This window comes from Azospirillum doebereinerae (assembly GCF_003989665.1).
Lineage (GTDB): Bacteria > Pseudomonadota > Alphaproteobacteria > Azospirillales > Azospirillaceae > Azospirillum > Azospirillum doebereinerae.
The window spans coordinates 13,142-35,251 of record NZ_RZIJ01000040.1 but is presented as its reverse complement, the minus strand read 5'-3'; the positions used below and the strand labels follow the sequence as shown (position 1 = coordinate 35,251).

At 71.0% G+C, this 22,110-nt stretch carries 18 protein-coding genes and 1 pseudogene; 6 read left to right on the top strand and 13 right to left on the bottom strand.

Annotation, left to right across the window (positions count from 1 at the left end; all coding sequences use genetic code 11):
* Positions 1–271: hypothetical protein (locus EJ913_RS32225; protein ID WP_211099065.1), on the bottom strand; the 271-nt coding region annotated here is incomplete at its 3' end.
* A 321-nt stretch (positions 272–592) separates the two neighbouring features.
* Between EJ913_RS32225 and EJ913_RS29070 the strand changes: the two genes are divergently transcribed.
* The gene (locus EJ913_RS29070; protein ID WP_127004558.1) at positions 593–1,090 is read left to right on the top strand and encodes a hypothetical protein; all 498 of its coding nucleotides are present in this window, start codon (positions 593–595) and stop codon (positions 1,088–1,090) included.
* Between the two features lie 75 nt (positions 1,091–1,165).
* On the opposite strand, the gene pgmG is transcribed toward EJ913_RS29070, so the two are convergent.
* From pgmG to galU, 3 genes are all read right to left on the bottom strand, one after another.
* Positions 1,166–2,572, bottom strand: a complete 1,407-nt coding sequence (gene pgmG, locus EJ913_RS29065; RefSeq protein ID WP_127004556.1) for a phosphoglucomutase/phosphomannomutase PgmG — start codon at positions 2,570–2,572, stop codon at positions 1,166–1,168.
* A 30-nt stretch (positions 2,573–2,602) separates the two neighbouring features.
* On the bottom strand, positions 2,603–3,943 hold the full coding sequence (locus EJ913_RS29060) for a UDP-glucose dehydrogenase family protein (RefSeq protein ID WP_127004554.1): 1,341 nt from the start codon (positions 3,941–3,943) through the stop codon (positions 2,603–2,605).
* A gap of 123 nt (positions 3,944–4,066) precedes the next feature.
* Complete coding sequence (gene galU / locus EJ913_RS29055) at positions 4,067–4,936, bottom strand: UTP--glucose-1-phosphate uridylyltransferase GalU (RefSeq protein ID WP_185909993.1); 870 nt, start codon at positions 4,934–4,936, stop codon at positions 4,067–4,069.
* Positions 4,937–5,265: 329 nt separating this feature from the next.
* On the opposite strand from galU, the gene EJ913_RS29050 reads away from it, so the two are divergent.
* Both EJ913_RS29050 and EJ913_RS29045 read left to right on the top strand, forming a co-directional pair.
* Positions 5,266–5,985 (top strand): RluA family pseudouridine synthase, encoded by a 720-nt coding sequence (locus EJ913_RS29050; protein ID WP_127004552.1) that lies wholly within the window; start codon positions 5,266–5,268, stop codon positions 5,983–5,985.
* Positions 5,986–6,088: 103 nt separating this feature from the next.
* Positions 6,089–6,367 carry a GNAT family N-acetyltransferase gene (locus tag EJ913_RS29045; protein WP_127004550.1) on the top strand — a complete coding sequence of 93 codons (279 nt, stop codon included), beginning with the start codon at positions 6,089–6,091 and terminating at the stop codon, positions 6,365–6,367.
* A gap of 288 nt (positions 6,368–6,655) precedes the next feature.
* Here EJ913_RS29045 and EJ913_RS29040 read toward each other — a convergent pair whose 3' ends face one another.
* The gene (locus EJ913_RS29040) at positions 6,656–8,632 is read right to left on the bottom strand and encodes an ATP-binding cassette domain-containing protein (RefSeq protein ID WP_127004548.1); all 1,977 of its coding nucleotides are present in this window, start codon (positions 8,630–8,632) and stop codon (positions 6,656–6,658) included.
* Positions 8,629–10,674 carry a cysteine peptidase family C39 domain-containing protein gene (locus tag EJ913_RS29035; RefSeq protein WP_127004546.1) on the bottom strand — a complete coding sequence of 682 codons (2,046 nt, stop codon included), beginning with the start codon at positions 10,672–10,674 and terminating at the stop codon, positions 8,629–8,631. Before EJ913_RS29035 ends, EJ913_RS29040 begins: the two co-directional genes overlap by 4 nt.
* Before the next feature lie 56 nt (positions 10,675–10,730).
* Between EJ913_RS29035 and EJ913_RS29030 the strand changes: the two genes are divergently transcribed.
* Positions 10,731–10,943: a hypothetical protein gene (locus EJ913_RS29030; RefSeq protein ID WP_127004544.1), complete on the top strand. Its 213-nt coding sequence runs from the start codon at positions 10,731–10,733 to the stop codon at positions 10,941–10,943.
* A 9-nt stretch (positions 10,944–10,952) separates the two neighbouring features.
* On the opposite strand, the gene EJ913_RS29025 is transcribed toward EJ913_RS29030, so the two are convergent.
* From EJ913_RS29025 to EJ913_RS29005, 5 genes are all read right to left on the bottom strand, one after another.
* The gene (locus EJ913_RS29025) at positions 10,953–11,495 is read right to left on the bottom strand and encodes a cyclic nucleotide-binding domain-containing protein (protein ID WP_127004542.1); all 543 of its coding nucleotides are present in this window, start codon (positions 11,493–11,495) and stop codon (positions 10,953–10,955) included.
* A gap of 20 nt (positions 11,496–11,515) precedes the next feature.
* Entirely contained in the window at positions 11,516–14,491 is a 2,976-nt protein-coding gene (locus EJ913_RS29020; RefSeq protein WP_127004540.1) for an NHLP bacteriocin export ABC transporter permease/ATPase subunit, read from the bottom strand.
* 5 nt (positions 14,492–14,496) lie between these two features.
* A complete protein-coding gene (locus EJ913_RS29015; RefSeq protein ID WP_244939543.1) occupies positions 14,497–16,698 on the bottom strand; it encodes an NHLP family bacteriocin export ABC transporter peptidase/permease/ATPase subunit in 2,202 nt (733 codons plus the stop codon).
* A complete protein-coding gene (locus EJ913_RS29010; RefSeq protein WP_185909992.1) occupies positions 16,695–17,960 on the bottom strand; it encodes an NHLP bacteriocin system secretion protein in 1,266 nt (421 codons plus the stop codon). Before EJ913_RS29010 ends, EJ913_RS29015 begins: the two co-directional genes overlap by 4 nt.
* Positions 17,961–18,437: 477 nt before the next feature.
* Positions 18,438–19,496: a helix-turn-helix domain-containing protein gene (locus EJ913_RS29005; protein WP_127004536.1), complete on the bottom strand. Its 1,059-nt coding sequence runs from the start codon at positions 19,494–19,496 to the stop codon at positions 18,438–18,440.
* Between the two features lie 327 nt (positions 19,497–19,823).
* Here EJ913_RS29005 and EJ913_RS33145 point away from each other — a divergent pair, with 327 nt between their 5' ends.
* Entirely contained in the window at positions 19,824–19,946 is a 123-nt protein-coding gene (locus tag EJ913_RS33145; protein WP_280531404.1) for a hypothetical protein, read from the top strand.
* Positions 19,943–20,122: a hypothetical protein gene (locus tag EJ913_RS29000; RefSeq protein WP_127004534.1), complete on the top strand. Its 180-nt coding sequence runs from the start codon at positions 19,943–19,945 to the stop codon at positions 20,120–20,122. The genes EJ913_RS33145 and EJ913_RS29000 overlap by 4 nt, the downstream gene beginning before the upstream one ends.
* 159 nt (positions 20,123–20,281) lie before the next feature.
* Here EJ913_RS29000 and EJ913_RS33360 read toward each other — a convergent pair.
* Positions 20,282–20,380, bottom strand: a pseudogene (locus tag EJ913_RS33360) (transposase); the annotation flags it as partial.
* 137 nt (positions 20,381–20,517) lie between these two features.
* A complete protein-coding gene (gene pdxR, locus EJ913_RS28990) occupies positions 20,518–22,092 on the bottom strand; it encodes a MocR-like pyridoxine biosynthesis transcription factor PdxR (protein ID WP_244939542.1) in 1,575 nt (524 codons plus the stop codon).
* Positions 22,093–22,110: the final 18 nt, after the last annotated feature.

Here is a 22,110-nt window from a genome sequence, read left to right as displayed (position 1 = left end):
GCGGGCGGGCGGGCGGCATGTCGCGGCGGGGCGGGGAGCGCAACCGCTTCCGCCACCGTCCCCCGTCCCCCGTCCCCCGTCCCGCAACCCGTGGAATGAGGAACCGGAAATGACCAGGGATCTTCCGGCTCACCCGCCGGTCGGCCGTTTCGTCGCCGCTGGGCTGATCCTCGCGGTGGGCGGCTTCGGAGGCTTCGGAGGCCGCGTAGGCCGCGCTCGCTCCGTTGACCAGCGCGGCGGTGGCGACGGGTGTCGTCACCGCCGACAGCAAGGCGGCGGCTTCTTTTGCAATCCTTTCCCGTAATAACGGCAGGACGAGATGTTTCCTTCGTTCCCATCGGCAAATAATGCTCGGAGCCTGGGAAATTTCTACACGGCATCCCTGGTCGGACCGTGGGCGGCAACACCGCAGGGACGGAGGGGGCGTGCCAGAAGCCAAAACATAAACGGCTTTCCCACGAAATTGTGCGACCCGGAGCGGAAAATTCGGAAAAATGCAAACCAGATCACTGCGCACCCCTAGCGAGCATATACCGAATCCGGCATCCGATTTGCTTATCCTGGGTTGCCAAATCAACAGAAGGAATTCTCTATGACCAGCATTCCCACCACCTCCCCCTCCCTTCCGGTCAACCGCTACGCCTTGGAGGGTGGTTCCGTCCAGCGTCCCAGCCCCGCCAGCGTCAGATCCCTCAAGGAAACAGGAAACTCGGCGTTTACCGAGGATATGAAGCGCGTCCTGGCCGGCATCATGGACGCTCCCGACGCCGCCGGTCTCGCCCAAAGCCGTGCCGTCCAAGCCCATACGATCGTCCGCGAGAACGGCCAAGTGGTCGCCACGATCTGGCGGGACGGACAAACCAGTTTCACGAACTCGCTGAATTCAAAGCTCGACTGGTCGACCATGGACAAACGGACCGGGGGAATGACCTCGGAGCAGCGCCGGAGCTACATCGCCGGCGAGATCATGAAGAACGTGGGCGCGACCGCGCGGATCGAACGTTACGGCGACAATAGCCCGTCCCCGACGCGGGGAGCGGTGTTCGATGAAATCGCCAAGGAAAACCTGAAGCCACGCGGCGTGCGCTGAAACGCATGCCGAACCGTCGCTCCGCAGCTTGGCCCCCCTTCCCGTTGCGGGAAAGGGGGCGCCAAGACTGTAGGATCAGTGCGAACCGCCGCCCTCGAAGGACGGGGCGCCCAGGCCCGACGCCTTCAACTGCTCGATCAGCGTGTTCTTCAGGCGCTCCAGCCCTTCCGTGCTGAAGGCCTCGGCGCGCGCCACCAGCACGTCCTGGGTGTTCGACGCGCGGAGCAGCCACCAGCCGTCCTCGGTCGTCACCCGCACGCCGTCGATGTCGTTGACGTTGACGTTGGCGCCCGACGCCTTCACCCGCGCCTTGACCTCCTCCACGACGGCGAACTTGCGCTCCTCGTCGATCTGGAAACGGGTCTCGGGCGTGTTGACCATGTCGGGCAGGCCGTCGCGCAAGGTCGCCAGCGTCGTGCCGAGCTTGCTGACCAGCCCGGCCAGACGAACGCCGCAGTAGAGCGCGTCGTCGAAGCCGTACCACTTGTCGGCGAAGAAGATGTGGCCCGACATCTCGCCGGCCAGCGGCGAGCCGGTCTCCGCCATCTTGGCCTTGAGCAGCGAGTGGCCGGTCTTCCACATCAGCGGCTTGCCGCCATGCTTGGCGATCTCGTCGAACAGGGCCTGGCTGGCCTTGACGTCGGCGATGATGGTGGCGCCCGGATGGCTCTTCAGCACGTCGGCGGCGTAGAGCGCGACCAGCTGGTCGCCCCACACCACGCGGCCCTTGTGATCGATGGCGCCGATGCGGTCGCCGTCGCCGTCGAAGCCGATGCCGAGGTCGCAGCCGTGCTCCGCCACCGCCTTCTTCAGGTCGACGAGGTTGGCCTCGATGGTCGGGTCGGGGTGGTGGTTGGGGAAGTTCCCGTCGATCTCGTCGAACAGCAGGACGTGCTTGCCCGGCAGCTTGGCGGTCAGGCGGCGCAGGATCTCGCCGGACGCGCCGTTGCCGTTGTCCCAGGCAATGGTCAGGTCGCGGGTGCCGTCATAGTCCTTGACCAGGCGGGCGACGTACTCGTCCTGGACGTCGATCTTTTCCGACGAGCCCTCGCCCGTCTCCCAGTCGGCGGCGGCCGCCAGGGTGCCGAGGTCGAGGATCTGCTGGCCGTAGACCGGCCCCTTGCCCAGCATCATCTTGATGCCGTTGTAGTCGGGCGGGTTGTGCGAGCCGGTGATCATGATGCCGGCCGCCGCCTCGCGGTCGCGGGTGGCGAAATACAGCATCGGCGTGGGCCCGAGCCCGATGCGCAGGACATGCAGGCCGGTGGAGACCAGCCCCTCGACCAGCGCCTCCTCCAGATCCGGCGAGGACAGGCGGCCGTCATAACCGACGCAGACCGTCTTGCCGCCGCCGCGCACCACCACGCTGCCGAAGGACCGGCCCACCGCGCGGGCGTCGGCGGGGTTGAGCGTTTTGCCGACGATGCCGCGGATGTCGTATTCGCGCAGCACGGTGGGGTGGAAAATGTGGGCTTCGCTCATGGTCTTCTTCTTCCTCCGTTGGACGCCGTCTCAAACCGTACCGCTGGTCGCACTCTTCGCCGGCACCAGGGGCCGGCCGATGGAGCTGTAGACGAACCCGGCCTGCGCCATGTCGTCGGGATTGTAGATGTTGCGCAGATCGACCATCACCGGCGCCTTCAGCAGAGCCTTGACGCGGCGCAGGTCGAGCGCGCGGAACTCGTTCCATTCGGTCAAGATGGCGACGCAGTCCGCCCCCTCCAAGGTGCCATAGGCGTCCTTGGCCCATTCGACGCCGGGCAGCAGCTTTGCGGCCTCGTGCATCGCCGCCGGGTCGAAGGCACGCACCGTCGCGCCGGCCTCGATCAGCGCCGGGACGATGTCGAGCGAGGGGCTGTCGCGCATGTCGTCGGTGTTCGGCTTGAAGGCGACGCCCAGCACGGCCACCGTCTTGCCGGCCACGCTGCCGCCGCAGGCCGCGATGATGCGCTCCGCCATCTGCTTCTTGCGCTTGTCGTTGATGTCGACGACCGTCTCGATGATGCGCAGCGGGCTGCCGACCTGCTGGGCGGTGCGGACCAGCGCCAGCGTGTCCTTGGGGAAGCACGACCCGCCATAGCCGGGGCCGGGGTGCAGGAACTTCTTGCCGATGCGCCCGTCCAGCCCGATGCCGCGCGCCACGTCGTGGACGTTGGCCCCGACCTTCTCGCAGAGATCGGCGATCTCGTTGATGAAGGTGATCTTGGCCGCCAGGAAGGTGTTGGCCGCGTATTTCGTCAGCTCCGCCGTCTCCAGCGAGGTGATGACGATGGGCGTTTCGATCAGGTAGAGCGGCCGGTACAGACGCCGCATCACCTCGCCCGCGCGGTCCGAGGTGGCGCCGATGACGACGCGGTCGGGCCGCATGAAGTCGCCGATGGCCGAGCCTTCGCGCAGGAATTCCGGGTTGGAGGCCACGTCGAAATCGGCGTCTGGACGAACGCGGCGGATGATGTCGGCCACCTCCCGCCCGGTGCCGACCGGCACGGTCGACTTGGTGACGACCACGGTGTAGTGGTCGAGGCTGGCGGCGATCTCCTCGGCGGCGCCGTAGACGTAGGAGAGGTCGGCGTGGCCGTCGCCGCGCCGCGAGGGGGTGCCGACCGCAATGAACACGGCGTCGACACCCTGCATCGCCTCTTTCAGATCCAGCGTGAAGGACAGGCGGCCGGCGGCGACGTTGCGGGCGACCAGATCGTCCAGCCCCGGCTCGTAGATCGGAATCTCGCCGCGCTTCAGGCGCTCGATCTTGCCGGCGTCCTTGTCGACGCAGGTGACGTGAACGCCGAACTCCGAAAAACAGGCGCCCGACACCAGGCCGACATAGCCCGTGCCAATCATCGCTATCCGCATCGCGTGACCCTCGTCTCTCCGTCTCGCCGGACATCCCCGGCCCCATGCCCGAAACAGGCGAACCCGCCGCCATCCCGGTCAGGGGACGGCGGCGGGTTCATGCTCCTCGGGGTCTCTCGTCTGTCAGCAATACTTGCGCAGCATCTCGCGCACCTTGTCGGCCATGTCCGGCCGCTTCAGCGCGTGGGCGACGGTCGCCTCGATGAAGCCCACCTTGTCGCCGCAGTCGAAGCGCGTGCCCTCGAAGCGCAGCCCGTGGAAGGGCTGGTTGCCGATCAGCTTGGCCATGGCGTCGGTCAGCTGGATCTCGTTGCCGGCGCCGCGCTGCTGCCGTTCCAGATGATCGAAGATCTCCGGCTGGAGGATGTAGCGGCCGATGATCGACAGGGTCGACGGCGCGTCCGCCGGCTTGGGCTTCTCGACCAGGCCGCGCACGGTGGCCAGACGGCCGTCGTCCTTCTCGACATCCAGGATGCCGTAGCTGCTGGTCTTTTCGCGCGGCACGTCCACAACGGCGACGATGTTGCCGCCGACCTCGTTGTAGGCCTCGACCATCTGCTTCAGGCAGGGGGTCTCGCCCTGGACGAAATCGTCGGGCAGCACGATGGCGAAGGGATCGTTGCCGATCAGGGCGCGCGCGCACCACACCGCGTGGCCGAGGCCGAGCGGAACCTGCTGGCGGGTGTAGAAGCAGCGGCCGGGCGCGATCTCGCTGTGGCGGACCTCTTCGAGGGACTCGATCTTGCCGCGCTCCTCGAGCGTGCGGTTCAGCTCGGTGTCGGCGTCGAAATGGTCCTCGATGGCGCGCTTGGAGCGGCCGGTGACGAACACGAAATCCTCGATGCCGGCGGCGCGCGCCTCCTCGACGGCGTGCTGCAGCAGCGGCCGGTCGACCAGCGGCAGCATTTCCTTCGGGATCGCCTTGGTCGCCGGCAGGAAGCGCGTGCCGAGACCGGCGACGGGGAACACCACCTTGCGCACGGGTTTCCGCATTGGGATTCTCTTGTGGTTGATGCGAGACGTCAAGATACCGGGCGCGACGGCCATGCCGAAAGCGCGGCCATTGCGATTGGCTTTCTGCCACGGCTTCCGGGTCCGCGCAACACACCTTCCGGGGCCGGGCAAAAGGCTAGCTCCCCTCCCCCACCCCCCTATGCCCGGCCGAACGGCCGGGTTCCCAGTTGAATTGCGGGTCTTCCCAAGCATTCGGACCCGGCCCTTCGGCATAGAAGCCCGCCGCCGCGACACCATGACGCCCCGATCACTTTTCCAGACCGGCTTGATGCTTGCCTGGACGGCGGCGTCCCGCCATGGTGCGGCCCATGACACCGGACACGACGACTTTCGGCACCCTGCCCCCCGACGCGCTGCGCGCCCGAATCCTTCACGAGGACCCCTGGCTGTACGTGATCGACAAGCCAGCCGGGCTGGCCGTCCACAAGGCCGGCAAGATCCTCGACAATCTGGAGCTCTACCTGCCGGTCCTGGCCGACGCCGAGGGGATTCCCCCGAAGCTGGCGCACCGGCTGGACCGCGACACGGCGGGCTGCCTCGTGCTCGGCCGCACGCCCTGGGCGTTGAAGCGGATGGGGCAGCTGTTCGCCGGCTCCCAAGTGGAGAAGACCTATTGGGCGGTCGCCGACGGGATTCCGACCGAACCGGCGGGGGTCATCGACCTGCCGCTGCTCAAGCGCGAGGTTCCTGGCTCCTGGACCATCCTGCCCGATCCGGCCGGGCAGCCCGCCGTCACCGAATACCGGGTGCTGGGCACCGGCGGCGGCCGGTCCTGGCTGGAGCTGACGCCGCGCACCGGGCGCACCCACCAGCTCCGCGTCCATTGCGCGCTGATCGGCTGTCCGCTGACCGGCGAGCCCTTCTACGGACCGGAGCGGCGGCCTTTCGGCAACCTGCACCTGTTGGCCCGCTCGATCTCTTTCCAGCTCGGGCAGCAATACCCGGCGGTGGCGGCGGTCGCCGAACCGCCGGAGCACATGCGGGACGCGCTGGCCGGTTGCGGGTGGAATGGGTTGCGGATGGGGTAGCCCCGGTCCGAATCGCTTCGGCCCGTGTTACGTTGGAGAGAGGGGCGGCTGTGGAGTCGGCCCGACGCATCGTCACGGAAATCGTTACGGAACGAGGGGAGCCATGAGCGAGCCGATTTCGGACAACCGGGTGAAAAGCCGGTTCGAGCTGGCCGTCGACGGCCAGACCGTCTTCGCCGATTACCGCCGCAATGGCGGCACGCTGCTGATTTCCTACGTGGAGGCCCCGCCGTCGCTGCGCGGCACCGGGGCGGCGGGGCGCCTCATGGAAGGCGTCATGACGCGGGCGCGCAGCGAAGGACTGAAGGTGGTCCCGGTTTGCAGCTACGCGGCGCTTTGGATCCAGCGGCACAAGCAGCACGCCGATCTGCTGGCCGGTTAGTATTACAGCCGGGAACTATCGGTTTGAGTTCGTCGTTTCCAATGGGATCGGCGCGCGCATTGCCGATGGCGTCGTCGCCAAAGTGACCAAGCGATAACGGCACCGCTGTGGAGGGGCACCCAGGGCAGAAGGCGGTGAAACAGGCGGCGCATTTCCGGCACGGTGCGGATCAGAAGGGCTTTGCTCCAGCCCGGCGGGGCGTCACGGCTCCGGCTCCGAGAAGGTCGATCAACCCTCGCGGAATCGCCGTTTTCAACGCCCCAGAGAAGCCCACAGAATGAGACCGGCTCAATGCGGTCGTAAGCCGCTCTGGTTCACTCTGGCCACCTCCTGTGACAGCAGAAGAACATGGTCGGCGAGATGCAGTGTGCTCGGCCGGTGACTCGCCACCAGCACCGCGATCCCCAGGCGCCGCAGATCGGCGAAAAGCGCGGTCTGGACATCGTCGTCGAGCGCCGTCGTCGCCTCGTCCAGCACCAGAAGCTCGGGCTTGCGGGCCAGAGCCCGCGCGATCAGCAACCGCTGCACCAGGCCGGCGGGGAAAGACCCTTCGGCGACCAGCGTCTGCATCCCCATCGGCAGGGCGGCGATGTCGCGGTCCAGCCGTGCGAGCCGTGCCGCTTCCCATGCGCGTTCGGCCGGCAGCGGCGCCATGCCGAGGATGACGGACCGGATGGTCGCCACCCCGATCTCCTCGTCCTGGAACACCGCGCCGCTGCGAGCCCGGCAGGCGTCGCCGTCCAGCGTCGCAAGATCCCGCCCGTCGATCAGAACCCTTCCGGAATCCGGCCGCGCAAGGCCGAGCGCCAGCGTCAACAAGGTGGTCTTGCCGCTGCCCGATGGTCCGGCGACGGCCAGGATCTCACCGCGCGCCAGGGTCAGGCTGACGTCGCGCAGGCACGGGACCGGGCTGCCGGGGTGGGTGAAGGTGACGCGGTCGAAGGCGAGTCCGTCGATCCGGTCCGGCCTCGGCGCACCGGGCGCCGCGTCCGGTGGCCCGTTCAGCAGCGGACGCAGCGGTGCCAGACGGGTCTCGGCCGGCAAGGATCCGAACGCATCGCCCAGCAGACGGACACCGCGTGCCAACGGTAACGCCGCGAGCGCGACGGCGCCGGCCACCAGGGCGGTCCGGCCTTCCGCCAAGGCCAGGATGCCCACGAGCAGTGGAGCGCCGAGGTCCAGGGCACGGCCGATGGCGTCGGCGTCGGCGGTACGGGCGTCGGTTGCGCGTCGGGTGGCGGACAGGGCCGCCACGTCGGCGCGGGCCTGCGCCGCCGCCCAGGTCGCGGTGCCCAGCAGGCGCAGTTGAGGCAGCGACGCGGCGAGCCGGTCGAGCCGGTCCCGGCTCCCGGACCAGTGGGTTTCCATCGCACGCCGCGTCGCGTCGGCACGCCGCAGCAGGAGGACGCGTGCCGCCGTTCCGACCGCCAGCAACCCGCCTCCGGCCAGCGCCGGGAGCGGTGCCGCCGCCATCACCACCGCCATCACAGCCAAGGACGGGGCCAGCAGCGGAACGGCCCGGCAAAGGGCCGCCCTCATGGAGGCTTCCTGCCGCATCGCCGCCATTCCGTGGACCAGCCGGTCGGCCCAGACGGCCGGCGCCGCCCGCAGCGCACGGCCCGAAAGCGTGATGAGGCGGTCCCACAAGCCGGCGTGCAGCCCGAGGTCGGTGGCGGCCGCACGGCGCGCGGCGGCGATGCGGCCTGTGTGATCGAACAGCGCGCCGGCAACGGCGGCGAGAAGCAGCGCCGCGGCGAACCGGAGCGCCTCGATGGCCGGCTGGCCGGTCGTTCCAGGCGGGTCGAGCGACAGCAACGCGATGCTGGGCAGCACCGCCACGAGGCCCGTGCCGAGACGGGCGGCCGTCTCCGCGACGATGTCCCGCCAGACCCTCATCCCTGTGGGCCGTTTCCAGAAGGCGTCCTCCGTCGAAGCGGGGTCGGAACGCCGATAGGGCGCGTAAGCGTCCTCCATCAGGGTCGCGGCCAGCGCCGCATCGACCGGCTGGCCGCGCCCGCCGCTCGCTTCCCGCGCCCGGTAGCCGCTCCGGCCGTCCGGCGACAGGACCAGCATCCTGCCGCCGTCCCGGCGGACGGCCAGCAGCGGGCCATGGTCGCAACGCCACCATGCCTGTCGCCGCAGCCGGACCCGGCGCAACCGGACGCCAAGTTCCAGCGCGGTGGCGCGCAACAGGGCGTCCGCGTCCTCGCGTTCGCCCGGCCATGCGGCGGCGATGCGCAGCAGGAGCCCGTCCGGATCGGTCATGGCGGGTTTCCGAAGGGAGACGGAGCGCCGAGGTCGATCAGCCGGTCGCCTTCGCCCCGCGCCCCAAGACGGCTGCCGACCACCAGCAGCGTGCAACCCAACCGCCGCAGACGGTTGCGGATCGCCCGGTCGAGGTCCGGCTCCAGGGCGTCCAGCACCCCGTCCAGCACCAGCAAAGCGGGCCGGCGCAGCAGCGCGCGGGCCAGCGCCAGGCGCCGCCGCTGGCCGCCGCTCAGCTCCGCGCCGCCAGCCGACAGAACCAGGGAGAGGCCGCCGCGCGGCGACAGGTCCGCCGTCAGTCCGACAAGGTCGAGCGCGCTCCGCAACGCCTCGTCGCTCAAGGCCGCATCGCCCAAACGGAGCGTGTCGGCCACCGTCCCCGGACCCACCGGGCTGGAGCGGTCCACCAGCGCCACAGCGCCGGGATGCCGTCGCGCCATCGCCGCGACCGGATGGCCGTCGAGGAGAATCTGGCCCGGCCCGCACTCCAGCAGGCCGCAGGACAGCTTCGCCAACACCGACTTGCCGGAACCGGACGGGCCGACGATGGTCACCTGCTGGCCCGGTTCGACGGTCAGGCGGATCCCGTCGAGAATGGGAGGCCCCAGGGGCGAGGGGCGGAAACCGGCGCCGACCAATTCCAGGCGACCGGCCGGACGTTGCGGCGGGACGGCCGGTTCGTCGCCCGGCAAGGCGCCCGCTTCGGTGTCGTCCAGGCGATGCAACGCGGATTTCAGGGATTCCAGCTCCGGAAACCACCGTTGCAGTTGGCCGAGCGGGCGATGCAGCGCGATGGACAGGGCCGCCAGAGCCACGACGTCGCCGGCCGACACGCGACCGTCCGCCATCCCCGGCAGGCCCAGCCCGAGAACCAGCGCCAACCCGGCCGCCGCCAGCCCGTGGCGGAACGCGGCGAGCCGGGCGTGCGCGGCGGCGGCCTGCTGCGTCGTGGCGATTCCGACGGCGTGGCGGCCGGCGAGCAGACCGAACAGCTCCGCGTCGCGTCCGCCGATCCGATGGGTGTCGAGGGCGCGGAGCGTGGCGGCGTCGGGCAGGACCGGCGCCGGCACCTCCGGTCCCAGGCGGGCGGCGATGGCGCCCCGCCGGCCCTGGACCGTCACCAGCGCCAGCACGCCGAGCAGAGCGGTGACGACCGGCCCGAGCCCCGCCGTTCCGTCGATCGCCAGCGCCGCCACCGCCGGCGGCGCCAGCGTCAGCGGCGCTTCGGCCAGCAGCAGCGCGGCGCCGAGCGACTCCTGGAACGCGAAGCCGATCACCGGGGCCGCCGCGATCTGGCCGGCCGACCGGCGGGCGAACCATCCGGGGGAGCGATGGAGAAGCCGGGCGAGCACGAGGCCGGCGGTGTCCTCCGCCAGCCGCGCGCCCAGTGTCGCGATCCGCCGGTCGCGCGCCCACCCGGTTCCCAGCAGCACCGCCAGCGCGGCGAGGAGGGCCGGCGCCGCCCCCGGCTGCCCGTCCACCAGCGCCCCCGCCGCCAGCGCCGCGACGACCGTCGCAGCGGCGGCGAGCGCGGCCATGGCGAAGATGGCGCGGAGAGCGCCGTGGTGGGGGGCCAGATGCCGGGCAAGCGCGCGGAGGAACCGGCCGCGTCCGCTGCGGGGCACCGTCGGCGCAACCGGGCGCAGGGTGATGGCGATGCCGGTGAAATTCTCCGCGAACTCCTCCCATGGGATGGAGCGCGGCCCGGTGGCGGGGTCGTTGACCAGCACGTCGCGCCGGGTCACGCCCTCCACGACCAGATAATGGATGAAGCGGCTGTGCGCGATCAGCGGGAAGCCGAGCGCCGCCAGCTCCTCCGGCTCCTTGCGGAAGGCGCGGGCCTCCATGCCGTGGCGCCGCGCCAGGTGCAGCAGGGTGCGGGCGGTGAGGCCGAGACGGGTCGAGCCGGCTTCCGCCCGCAGCTGTTCCAGGGTCACCGGGCGCCCATGATGCGCCAGCAGGATGGCCAGCGCCGCCAGACCGCATTCGGCGGTTTCCCCCTGGCGGATTTCGGGCGTCGCGACGCGGCCGGTCCCTCCCAAAGCGTTGAAAAATCGCGCGTTGAAAAACCGTGCCGGTTGCTTCAGCGTTCTGGTCGATGACACCGTCCGATCCCCCCTCCCCCGCCGTTCCGCCTGCCGCCGTTGCGTCCGCCGCCGGGCGGCTGTTCCGTCCGGCGGCGCTCGACCGGCTGGCGACGCCGGAGGACCTCGACCGTCCGGCGACGCTGGCCAGCCCGCGCGGCCGCTGGTGGTGCCTCGGGCTTGCCGCGCTGTGCCTGACGGCGGCGGTGGGACTGATCGTCGTCTGAGGCCGGCGGTCAGGCCGCGGCGCCCAGCAGCGTCCTCAGCATGCGGTCGAAGCGCACCCCGGCCAGCGACACCTGATCGAGCAGCCCCTCGTCCAGCTCGTCCTCCATGATGCGGTCGGCGGCCATCGCCTGCCCCGGCCGGTGTTTCAGGCGGTCCACCGTGCCGCGCAGACGGTCGGCCAGGAAGATGGCGAGCGCCTTATAGAAGCGCCCGGCGAAAGCGCCGTCGCCGCGCAGCCGCGCCTCGATGTCGCGACGGTTCAGCGCCAGCGCGACGCAGCGCCCGTCGGCCGACACGGTGGCGGACGGCGGGGCCGAATCGACGAAGGACACCTCGCCGATCACCTCGCCGCTGCCCAGCCGGGCGACGACGCCGACCCCGGCGACGTCGACGCTCGCGTGGCCCTCCAACACGATGTAGAGGCAGTCGGCGGGCTGGCCCTGGCGGACCAGGACATGGCCGTCGCCGACGTCCAGCCGGCGCCCGGTCCGCGCCATCCACTCGATGTCCTCGTCGCTGAGGTTGCCCAGGATGTAGAGCACTTTGCGCATGATCTCGTCCGTCCCGTTTCCTACAGCAGTTGCCGGTTCGCCAGCGTTTTGAAGGGACCGTCCACCGCCATCAGGTCCTCGTAGCGGCCGGACTGGACCAGCCGTCCGCCCTCCAGCACGAAGACGCGGTCGACGTCGCGGATGGTGCTGAGCCGGTGGGCGATCACCACGCGGGTGACGCTGAGCTTGCCCAGCGAGGCCGTCACCACCGCCTGGGTGCGGTTGTCGAGCGCGCTCGTCGCCTCGTCCAGCAGCAGGATGCGCGGGCGGTGGACCAGCGCGCGGGCGATCATCAGCCGTTGCCGCTGCCCGCCCGACAGGGTGCCGCCGCCGTCCATCAGCACGGTGTGCATGCCCATCGGCATCTGTTCGATGTCCTGGTCGAGCCCGACCAGCCGGGCCGCGTGCCACGCGTCGTCGAGGCCGAGCGGGGCGGTGCCGACGATGTTCTGGAACAGGCTGCCCGCCGTGATCCGGCCGTTTTGCAGCACGACGCCGATCTGCCGGCGCACGGCGGCCATGTCCAGCCGCTCCGCCGCCCGCCCGTCGAAGAAGACCTCCCCCTGGTCGGGCCGCTCGAAGCCGAGCAGCAGGCGCAGCACGGTGGATTTGCCGCTGCCCGATGGGCCGACGACGGCGACGAAGGCGCCCGGCTCGATCGACAGGCTGAGGTCGTGCAGCACGCGCGGCGCGTCGGGGGCGTAGCGGAAGGCGACGCGGCTGAGCGACACGCCGCCGGCCAGCGCGCCCGGCGCGTCGCGGCCGGCGGGAACCTCGGGGGCGGTGGCGAGGATCGGGCGGGCGCGCTCCAGCAGCGGCAGCACACTCAGGCTTTTGGTCACGGCGTTCGCCATCTCGGTCAGCGCCGCCAGCAGCTGCCCGAAGGCGGCGGTGAAGGCGAGGAAGCGGCCGGTCGTGAAGGGCGTCGGCGCCTCGGCACCCCCCAAGGCACCCGGCGCGGCGCCCGGCGTGGCGGCCAGCGCCTGCAACGCCTGCTCCCTAGCGTCGGATTCCATCAGCAGGGCGACGGCGAGGAACACGGCGGCCGTGGCCAAAGTGGGGAAGACGGCGTGGAAGCTTTCCAGCGCGTTGGCGTAGCGCTGCGCGGCGACGGCGCGGGCCTTCTGGGCGGTGAAGCCGCGCGCCCATTGCGCCATGGCGCGCGGCTCGGCCCCGGCGACGCGCAGCTTGCCGATGCCGACGATCAGTTGCAGCACCAGCCCGTCGAGCCGGCCCTGCCGGCGGACCTGTTCGCGCTCGTGCCGCAGTTGGCCGTAGGACAGCCCGGCGGTCACCAGCGCCGACAGCAGCGCCAGCCCCGCCGCCAGCAGGGCGAGGCGCCCGTCATAGACGACCAGCAGCCCCAAGCTGACCAGCCCGAACAGCGCCCCCAGCAGCCCGGCCATGGTGCTGGCCGCCAGGATCTCGCGCACGCTCTGAAGCCCCAGCGTGCGGTCGGCGAGGTCGCCCGCCGTGAAACGGCGGAAGAAGCCGACCGGCAGGGCGAGCAGCCGGTCCATCACGGCGGCCTGCATCACCCCGTCGATCCGGCTTTCCAGCCGCAGCACGGCCAGCGTCTTGACCAGATCGAAGGCGGCCCCGCCAACGGCGGCGGCGACCAGCCCGGCGACGAGGAAGGCCAACGCCCCATGGTCGGCGCGCGGGATGGCGTCGTCGAACAGCAGGCCGGTGGCGACCGGGACCAGCAGCGCCAACAGGGCGCCCCCCAGCCCGCACAGCGCCAGCCGCAGCCCGTCGGCGGACAGGCCGCGCAGGGGAAAGCGCAGAGCCTCCATCGCCGACAGCGCGCGGGCCGGAAGCGGGCGGTAGACGTGCAGCGCCTCCGGCGCCAGCCGGACGGCGAGGTCGGCGGTCACGCGGACGCGGCCGGCGGCGCTCAGCATGACGAAGCCACCGGCGTCGGGCAGCAAGGCGACGGGCTGCCGCTCCTCCCCCAGCCAGCCGAGCATCGCGGCGCCGTCCAAGCCCCACCAGCCGTCGCGCAGCAGGACCTTGCGGGTGCGCAGCCGGACGGCGGCGAGCGACGCGGTCAGGCGTTCGGCGGCGTTGCCGGTACCGGCTGCGGCCGATGCGTCCGGCCGGGGCAGGCTCTCCTCCACGCCGAGGCGGGCCATCACCGCCGACAGGGCCGCCGTCAGCGGGTCGGCGAAATCGAGGGCGGGAGGGGCGTCAGGTGACGCCCCCTCGACCAGCCCGGTCATGCCGCCCAGCGCGCGGGCCAGGGCGTCCCGCGAGGATCGGCGGCTGTCGCGGACGCGCCGCGCCTCGTGGTCCGCCTGCCCGGCGACGCGGGCGGCGATGCGGTCGAGCACCAGCCCGTGGAACGCGTCGAGCGCCGGCCACAGTTCGGCGTCGTCGGGCCACGCCTCGGTCAGGGACAGGGCGGCGTCCCCGGTCTCTGCGGCGGCGATCCAGGCGCGGTCGGCCAGCGGCAGCGGCGGGCCGCCCGCCGCGACCATGGGGCCGTCGAGCCACGCCGCCGCCCCCTCCTCCACGCGCAGCCACAACGGGCGGCGCGGGTCGGCGTGCAGCCGCTCGCCGGGGCCGAGGCGGCGTTCGCCGGGTTCGGCGACGCGGTCGGGCCAGACCGCCGCGCCGCCGGTGGCGGCGTCGGTCAGGCGCAGGATCCAGCTTTCGGCGCGCGGCAGGAAATCGGCGGACGCCGCGAGGTCCCGGCGGTCCAGGCCGCACAGCCGGGCGCCGAGCGAGCCGACCGCGATCAGCGCGGCACCGGGCTGCGCGGGGGTGCCGAACAGCAGGGCTCCGGCCTCCAGCCGGAACAGGTGGCGGCGGCCGACCAGGGCGCCGTCGCGCCGCTCGACGTGGAAGACGTCGGCGTAGCCGTCCTCCAGCCGCCAGCCGAGCGCCGGATCGTCCAGCAGCAGCGGGCGGTGGTTGCCGCCGTCCACGACGACGGCGGGCTGGAGGGCGGCTTTGACCGTGGCTTCGGCGGCGGGCTGGTCGAGAACGTCCATCCCCTTCACCCCGCCGCGATCAGCGAGGCGTATTCGCCGCCGCGCGCCAGCAGCGCCTCGTGGGTGCCGCGCTCCACCACCCGGCCCCGGCTCAGCACGATGATCTCGTCGCAGTCGCGGATGGTGCTCAGCCGGTGGGCGATGATGACGCAGGTGCAGCCGCGCCGCCGCAGATTGTCGTCGATCCGCTTTTCCGTCGCCACGTCCAGCGCGGCGGTCGCCTCGTCCAGGATGAGGATCGACGGATCGCCGGTCAGCGCGCGGGCGATCTCCAGCCGCTGGCGTTGGCCGCCGCTGAAGTTGACGCCGCCCTCGGCGACCGGCGCGTCGAGCTGGCCGTGCCGCCCGGCGATCTCGTCGAGGATGGCGGCGTCCTCCAGCGCGCGGGTCAGGGCGGCGTCCGGGACGGTGGAGTCCCACAGGGTCAGGTTGTCGCGCACCGTGCCGTCGAACAGGAACACCTCCTGATCGACATAGGCGACGGAGGCGGCGCGCAAGGCCACCGGGATGGCCGACGGCGGCTTGCCGTCGAACAGGATTTGCCCGGACCAGGGCGGGCACAAGCCGCAGATCAGCCGGCCGACGGTCGATTTTCCGCTGCCCGAACCGCCGACCAGCGCCACCCGCATGCCGGGCGCCAGCGTCAGCGACAACCCCTCGATCAGCGGCGGGTCGAGGACACTGTAGCCGAAGGACAGATCCACCAGTTCGATGGCGCCGCCGAGCCGGGCCGGCCCCTCCGCCACCATCTCCGACGCCGTCTCCGTCTCCAATTCCGACGCCGCGAGGCCCGATTGCGGATCGACGGGGTGGTCCAGCGTGTCGTTCAGCCGTTGCAGGTCCGCCGTCACCCGTTGCAGCGTGCCGCCCATGCCGACCAGCCGCGCCACCGGGCCCGAGAAGCTGGCGGCGAGGCTCTGGAAGGCGACCAGCGCGCCGACCGTCAGCGCCCCGTCCATCACCCGCACGGCACCCAACCCCAGAACCGCCGCCGTGCCCAGCGCGTTCAGGGCGCCGGGCGCCACCGTCAGCAGCCCCGCATGGACGCCCAGCGTCTGGCGCACCGACAGCAGCCGGGCCTGATAGCCGGCCCAGCGCTCGAACGCCTGCCCCTCCAGCCCGGCGGATTTCAGGGTCTCGATCGCCTGGATGCTGCCGACGGTGACCGCGCCGAGCTTGGCCTGTTCCGACAGCAGGCGCCGCCCGGCGTCGTTGCGCCCGCGGGACGCGCCGCGCAGGATCAGCGTGTTGCCGGCGGCCAGCAGGAAGACCACAGCCGACAGCGCCGGGTCGTAGGTCAGCATGACCAGCCCGAAGAAGACGACGCTCAGCAGGTTCATCGCCGCCGTCGCCAGCTCCCCCGACAGCAGCCGCGCCACCCGGTCGTTCGCCGCGACGCGCCCGGCGATGTCGCCGGGGTGGCGCTGGCCGAAGAAGGGCACCGGCAGTTGCAGCAGCCGCCACAGGTAGCGGCTGGCCATCACCGCCGCGACCTTGGTCTCCAGCTTCAGCAGCGCCCCCTGCTGCAAGGCGGTCAGCAGCCCGCGCAGCAGCGCCGTCGCCGCCATGCCGAGCAGCAGCGGGGCCAGCCAGCCGCGCTGTCCGCCGATCAGCACCTCGTCGACGAAGGCCTTGGAGAAGGCCGGCAGCGCGATCCCCGGCAGCACCAGCGCGAGGCTGGCGGCCAGCGCGTAGCCGACCGCCGCGCGCGACCGCGCCAGTTGCCGGCCCAGCATGCGGGCGAAGCCGGGCGGCTTGCGGCCGGGGACGAAATTCGGCCCCTTCTCGAAGGCCAGCGCGACGCCGGTGAATGCCTCGCCGAACTCGGCGCGGGTGACGCTGCGCGGGCCGGTGACCGGGTCGTTTAGAAAGGCGCGGTCGCCCTTGAAGCCCTCGAAGACCAGATAATGGTTGAAGTTCCAATGGACGATCAGCGGCCAGGGCATGTCGGCCAGCTTGTCCGGCTCCTTCTTGAAGCCCTTGGCGGTCAGGCCGTAGGCGCGGGCGGCACGCAGCAGGTTGCTGGCCTTGCTGCCGTCGCGCGACACCCCGCAGGCCGCGCGCAGCTCCTCCAGCGGCACCCAGCGGCCGAAATGCGCCAGAACGATGCCGAGCGAGGCGGCGCCGCACTCCACCGCCTCCATCTGAAGGACGGTCGGCGTGCGGACCCGCGTCTGCTTGGGGCGCGGAGCCTTGCCGTCGCTCACAGCCCGCTCGCCTTGCGCAGGGCGGGGATGACGAAGGCCAGCGGCGGCTGCTCGCGGATGGTCACCTCGCCCTCGGCGGGGGTGCCGCTGGTGACGGTCAGCGGCGGGCCGCCGCCGGACGACCAGCGGTAGCCGCCGGGCGACGCGGCGTCGCGCGTCAGGTCCACCCGCACCGCGAAGGGCGGTCCCTTGGCCGAGAACTGCTGGACCAGCCGGTCGTTCTGCAACACCGCCAGCATGCCCTGCGGGGTGGAGGGGAAGTCGGACACCTCGGCGACGGTGCCGACCAGCGTGCCGTACTCCTCCTTGCGCACGGTGGAGGGGGCGACGCGGACGTCCATGCCGGGCTTCAGCTTCTTGCCGTGCTCGGGCGGGACGTAGAGCATCAGTTGCAAGCCGCTCGCCCCGCTCTCGATGCTGACCACCGGGGTGCCGGCGGCGATCCGGGCGCCCTCGGCCACCTTCCATTCGGTGACGCGCCCGTCGGTCGGGCTGAGGATGCGGGTGTTCTGCTCGATGTGCAGGCGGGTCTCCTCGACGTGGCGCCGGGCGTCGGCCACCCGGTCGCGGCCGTCGGACAGCGTCTGCTCGGCACGGCTGGCCATGTCCAGCTCCTCGGTGTCGATCTGGAGGCGCTGGCTCCTGGCGTCGCTGACCTTCTGGCGGGCGGCGGCCAGATCCTGCCGCGTCTCCTCGACGCGCTGGCGGGTGGTGAAGCCGCGCGCCGCGATGTCCTCCTGCCCGCGCAGCAGGCTGTCCATGAACTGGACGCGGCTCTCGGCCGCCTCCTCGACCTGACGCAGCGCCGCGCGGCGGCTGGCGAAGTTGGCGCGCTTGGCCGCCGCCTCGCGGTCGAGCCGGTCGGCCCGGCGGGCCAGATCCTCCTCGCGCTCCGTCAGCACCGCCTGGGCGTGGGCGAGCGTCTGCTCCAGGTCGAGCTTATCGATGCGGGCCAGCAGTTGCCCGGCCTTCACCGCGTCGCCGGACCGCAGCGCCGGGGCGACCAGCAGGCCGGAGGCCGGAGCGACCGCGTCGAACACCCGGCCGCCGCTGTTGACCAGGATGCCGGGTCCCGACACCCGCGTCGGGAGGGTGCCGACGATGCCCCAGCCCACCGCCAGCCCCAGCAGGGCGCCGGTCGCGCCCAGCGCCAGCCAGCCGCGCGGCTTGGTCAGGGTGACGAGGCGGTCCAGCTCCTCCGGCGAGGACAGGCGGTCGAGCGCCGCCTTGCGGAACAGGCGGTCCGAGGGGGATGACGCCATGCGGTCCGGCTCCCTCAATGGATCAGCGGTTGGGATGGCGAGGCGGCCGGGGGGTATCCGACGGACGCGGACCGGCGCCGCTCCCCAGCCTTGACTCCATCGACCTGTCCACCCTGCGACCGTCCACTCTGGTTTGAAGCACCATCCGACCCGTGGCGATGATAGGACCGAACGCCGCTCCAGCCGCCAGCGACACTCGACGACGCCCCCTCGCCGGAATGCCCGCCGTCTCACCGAGCCCGGCGTACGTCCCATCGTCCCACCGGATCGGGGAAACCCGCCGGCTGGGACGTTCGGGGAATCCGGTGGGACGGCGCGCGCAGCCGCGTGCCCGGCTTTTCACCCGGCCCCGGCAGCGTCTGGCGCATCGACAGCTTCCCGCGCACCCCGGCGATCCTCGCCTTCATGCGACGGCGGGTCGCGGCCTTCGCCGACTTTTCCGATGAGCTTTACCGGGTGCGGCGGCCGGGCATCCCGTCAGTTCATCGCCCGGATCCAGTCGACCCAGGCGGGCTGGACGGTCGTGGGGCGTGACCAGCGCGCCCGGCCGGCGAGGCGGGCCTGGTGACGGACGTCGCCGGGCGTCATGCCGAAGGCGCGCCGGAAGGCCCGGATGAAGTCATGCGGATGGGTGTAGCCGGCCATGGCGCCGAACTCCGCCACGGTCATGTGGTTGCAACCGGGATTGCTGAGGTCGGCGAGCGCCCGGTGCAGGCGGCGCCGTTGGATGTGGTGGACGATTCCGCCATAGGGCTGGAACAGCCGGTAGAGCGTCGAGCGCGGAATTCGGAAGACCGCCATGATGCGGTCCGGTCCCAGGCCGGGGTCGAGGATGTTGGCGTCGATGAAGGCACGGATCTCCCGCACCACGCTGCCCCGCACGCCGCCGACGGTCGCCGCGTCCGGCTCGCCGTTCAGCGCGGCGGCAACCAGTTGGAGCGTGCCCGCCAGCACCGTCTCCGCCTCGGCGACCGGGATGTGCGGCGCCTCCCGCGCGAGGCTGGACAGATGCGCGCCGACGAGGCGGGCGAGCGGACGGTCTCCCGCCACCCGGCGACCGCCATGGGCGTCGGGATCGCGCAGCAGCGGGGCCAGTTGATCGCGCGGAACCATCAGGCTGATGTTCATGATCCGCGTCTCTTCCGTCGCGATCGGCTGCGCGAAGTCGGTGATCATCAGATCGCCCGGCCGGATGATCGTCTCGGACGCGCCGCCGACGACCCGGCTCTGCCCCTCGCGGTAGACCTGCACCATCAGGCAGTCGCGCCCATCGCGCGCGATGGCGCCCGGCGTTCGGATATAGCTTAGGCTGGGGAGGTCGACCTCGGCCAGCACCGCCGGCCCCATCAGCCAGGCATCGAAACGGGCCGGCAACCGTCCTTCGTCCGAATCCGCCGGCGTGACGTCGAGCAGCACGCCCATCGCTTCCCGCAGGGCATCCAGCCGGGCCTCGGGCGGCAACCTGGAGGTGTCCAGGCTGTCGCATGGCAAAACCTGTTTCACCGTGCCCGAATCGTCGACGTTGCTGTCGTCCATTAAACGCACATCCCGCTGTCCGAATAGGAGCCAGTGTATGGTTTGCTCTTACGAAGATGCTTGAGAAATATGAAGAATCTGCTTCTTTTTATTGTCCGGTAATCTTCCTGATCGACTCCGCCCGGTTTAAATCCCGGTCATATTGGCAACGGGATAATGTCCGCCCCAATGGCTCCCGGACCGGAGCGTCCCTCTGAGCGAATGGGATGGTGGCTGGGTCCGTTGGGATTTTCGGCAACCCCTTCTGCGCGCCGGACACGCGTTGGCCCTGCCGGACGAAGCCGGCGATATCCCCGAACCGACGACACGCGGAAATTTTTCGAGAATGTGCTGTTCGATGCGGCCGAGCGGAATCCCGACCTGCGTCGGCAAGCGCCGGCGGACCCGCGCGCCATGTTCCTGCGCATCACCAACAACGACCTCGATCTGCCGCCCGGCTCCAACCCGTGATTTTTGCCGACGCTCCCTTGGAAATCCACATCGTGTTGCCGCAGCCATCGGAAGCGATCGACGACGAGCTGCCCGACGACCTGCTGGAGTTCGTCGCCGGGGGTGCGCCGTCGCCCTGCAACAGCCGGGCTGGTGAAAACCGTTCGGCGATCGCCAGCGGACCGGACAAATTTTGAGAAGATTCCAAAGTGCGCAACGACAATTCCGTTGTCCGGCAGACGTCGATTCCCGCGTCTTGCCGCAGATGGAGCGGTCAATCATAGCGCAATGAACAGTTTGGTTTCCGGATCGGAGAACCGGCCCGCACGGCCGCACGTTTCGGTTCGGACGCTGCCTTCCTTGGCAACCTGCTCCAGGGGCCGGCCGCTGCTTTCCAGCAGGGCCACGGCCTCCCGCTTGAACTTGTCCGTGAAGAAGCGCCGTTTCGTCGTCATGTCCACCTCTCCGCTCCCAGCGGGAGCTTAACAGAGGTGTCCACCAATCCGGAGGAGGCTCACCTGCGCCTCCCCCCATCTCGACGGACGGGATCGGCCAGAGGAGCCCATGGACCTGGAAACCGGACACCGGATCGTCAGTTGCTTCTCGGCGGCCAGCGGCAGGACGACCCCGGCCGATCAGGCTGGCTCTCGTCGACCACTTGCCTCAACAGCCGAACGCCCCGTCGGATCGCCTCCTCGTCGAGGCTTGCATAGCCCACGACCAGTCCGGCCGTCGCGAGATCCGGCGCGGCCGCGGCCGGGTCGAAGAGCGGGCCGACGGGATAGATGCCCACGCCCGCCGCCCACGCTCTCGCGATCAGCGCCTCTTCCCGAACTCGCGGCACGCTGTTCAGCCAGACCAGGACATGGAGCCCGGCCGCGGCTCCGACGACCGTGACATCCTTGCCGAACGTCTCGGCCAGCGCGGCGAGGAGCGCGGAGCGGCGTTCGCCGTTCCTGCGGCGGACCCGCCTGATGTGCCTCTCATAGGCGCCGCTCTCGATCAGGTCGGCCAGCGCCTCCTGTTCCGGCCCCGGCGTGTGCCGGTCCGCCAGCCTCTTCGCCTTCGCGAAGACCGGGGCCATCGTCTCGGGGACGACGAGGTAGCCGAGGCGCAGGTCCGGTGACAGGATCTTCGAGACCGTGCCGAGGTGGATGACGCGCCCGGCATCGTCTAGGACCTGCAAGGCCGGGATGGGCGAGACGTCGAAGCGGTACTCGCCGTCGTAGTCGTCCTCGATGACGTACCCGCCGCCGCGCTCGGCCCAAGCCAGCAGGTCACGGCGACGCGCCGCCGACATGACGCCGCCGAGCGGGAACTGATGGGACGGCGTGGTGTAGGCGAGACGCGCCGGAGGAAGGCGCTCGGTCCTCATGCCGTCCTCGTCGACCGGGATCGGGATGACGTCGGCCCCCGCCGCCTGGAACACCTGCCGGGCCAAGCCGTAGCCGGGATTCTCCATCAGCACCCGGTCGGCCGGGTCCAGCAGCAGCCGCGCGCAAAGGTCGATGCCCTGCTGCGAGCCGTTGACGATGACGATCTGGTCCGGTTCGCACCGCATGGCCCGTGCCCGCCAGAGATAGCCTTGCAGGGCGGTCCGCAGGCGCGGCGAACCGGACGGATCGCCATACCGCAGGCTGGGCCGCTTGCGGAGCAGCGCGGCCGTGACGGCCCGCTTCCACGCCAGGCGCGGGAAGTCGTCGCCCGCGATGTCGCCATAGCGGAAATCGACCGCCAGCGCCTTGCGATCACCCTCGGTCGGGATGGCGAAGGCCGCCAGCCGCCGGCCGTAGGCGGACAGGTTGCCGGATGGTTCCACGGACTTCCGATGCCGGGACGCAGGGTGCTGCGACGGAAGTGGCGATTGCGGAAGGCCGGACGCGACCCGGGTGGCGGCCCCCTGGCGCGCTTCCAGGTAGCCTTCGGCGATCAGCTGATCGTAGGCCGCGGTTACGGTCGTGCGGGAAGCCCCCCATTCCGCGGCCAACGCCCGAGTCGACGGCACCCGAGCGCCGGAAGCGAGGACCCCGGAGGCGATCCGGTCCCGGATCGACTGGCAGATCCTGTCGGTGAGTCGCGACTGCGATGGATGCTCCGGCATGTCGATGAACTGGCCCATCAGGAATGCGTGAAACTGGACGTTCATTGTGGGCCAGTCGCGCTCCATGATCCAGCCACGCCCTGA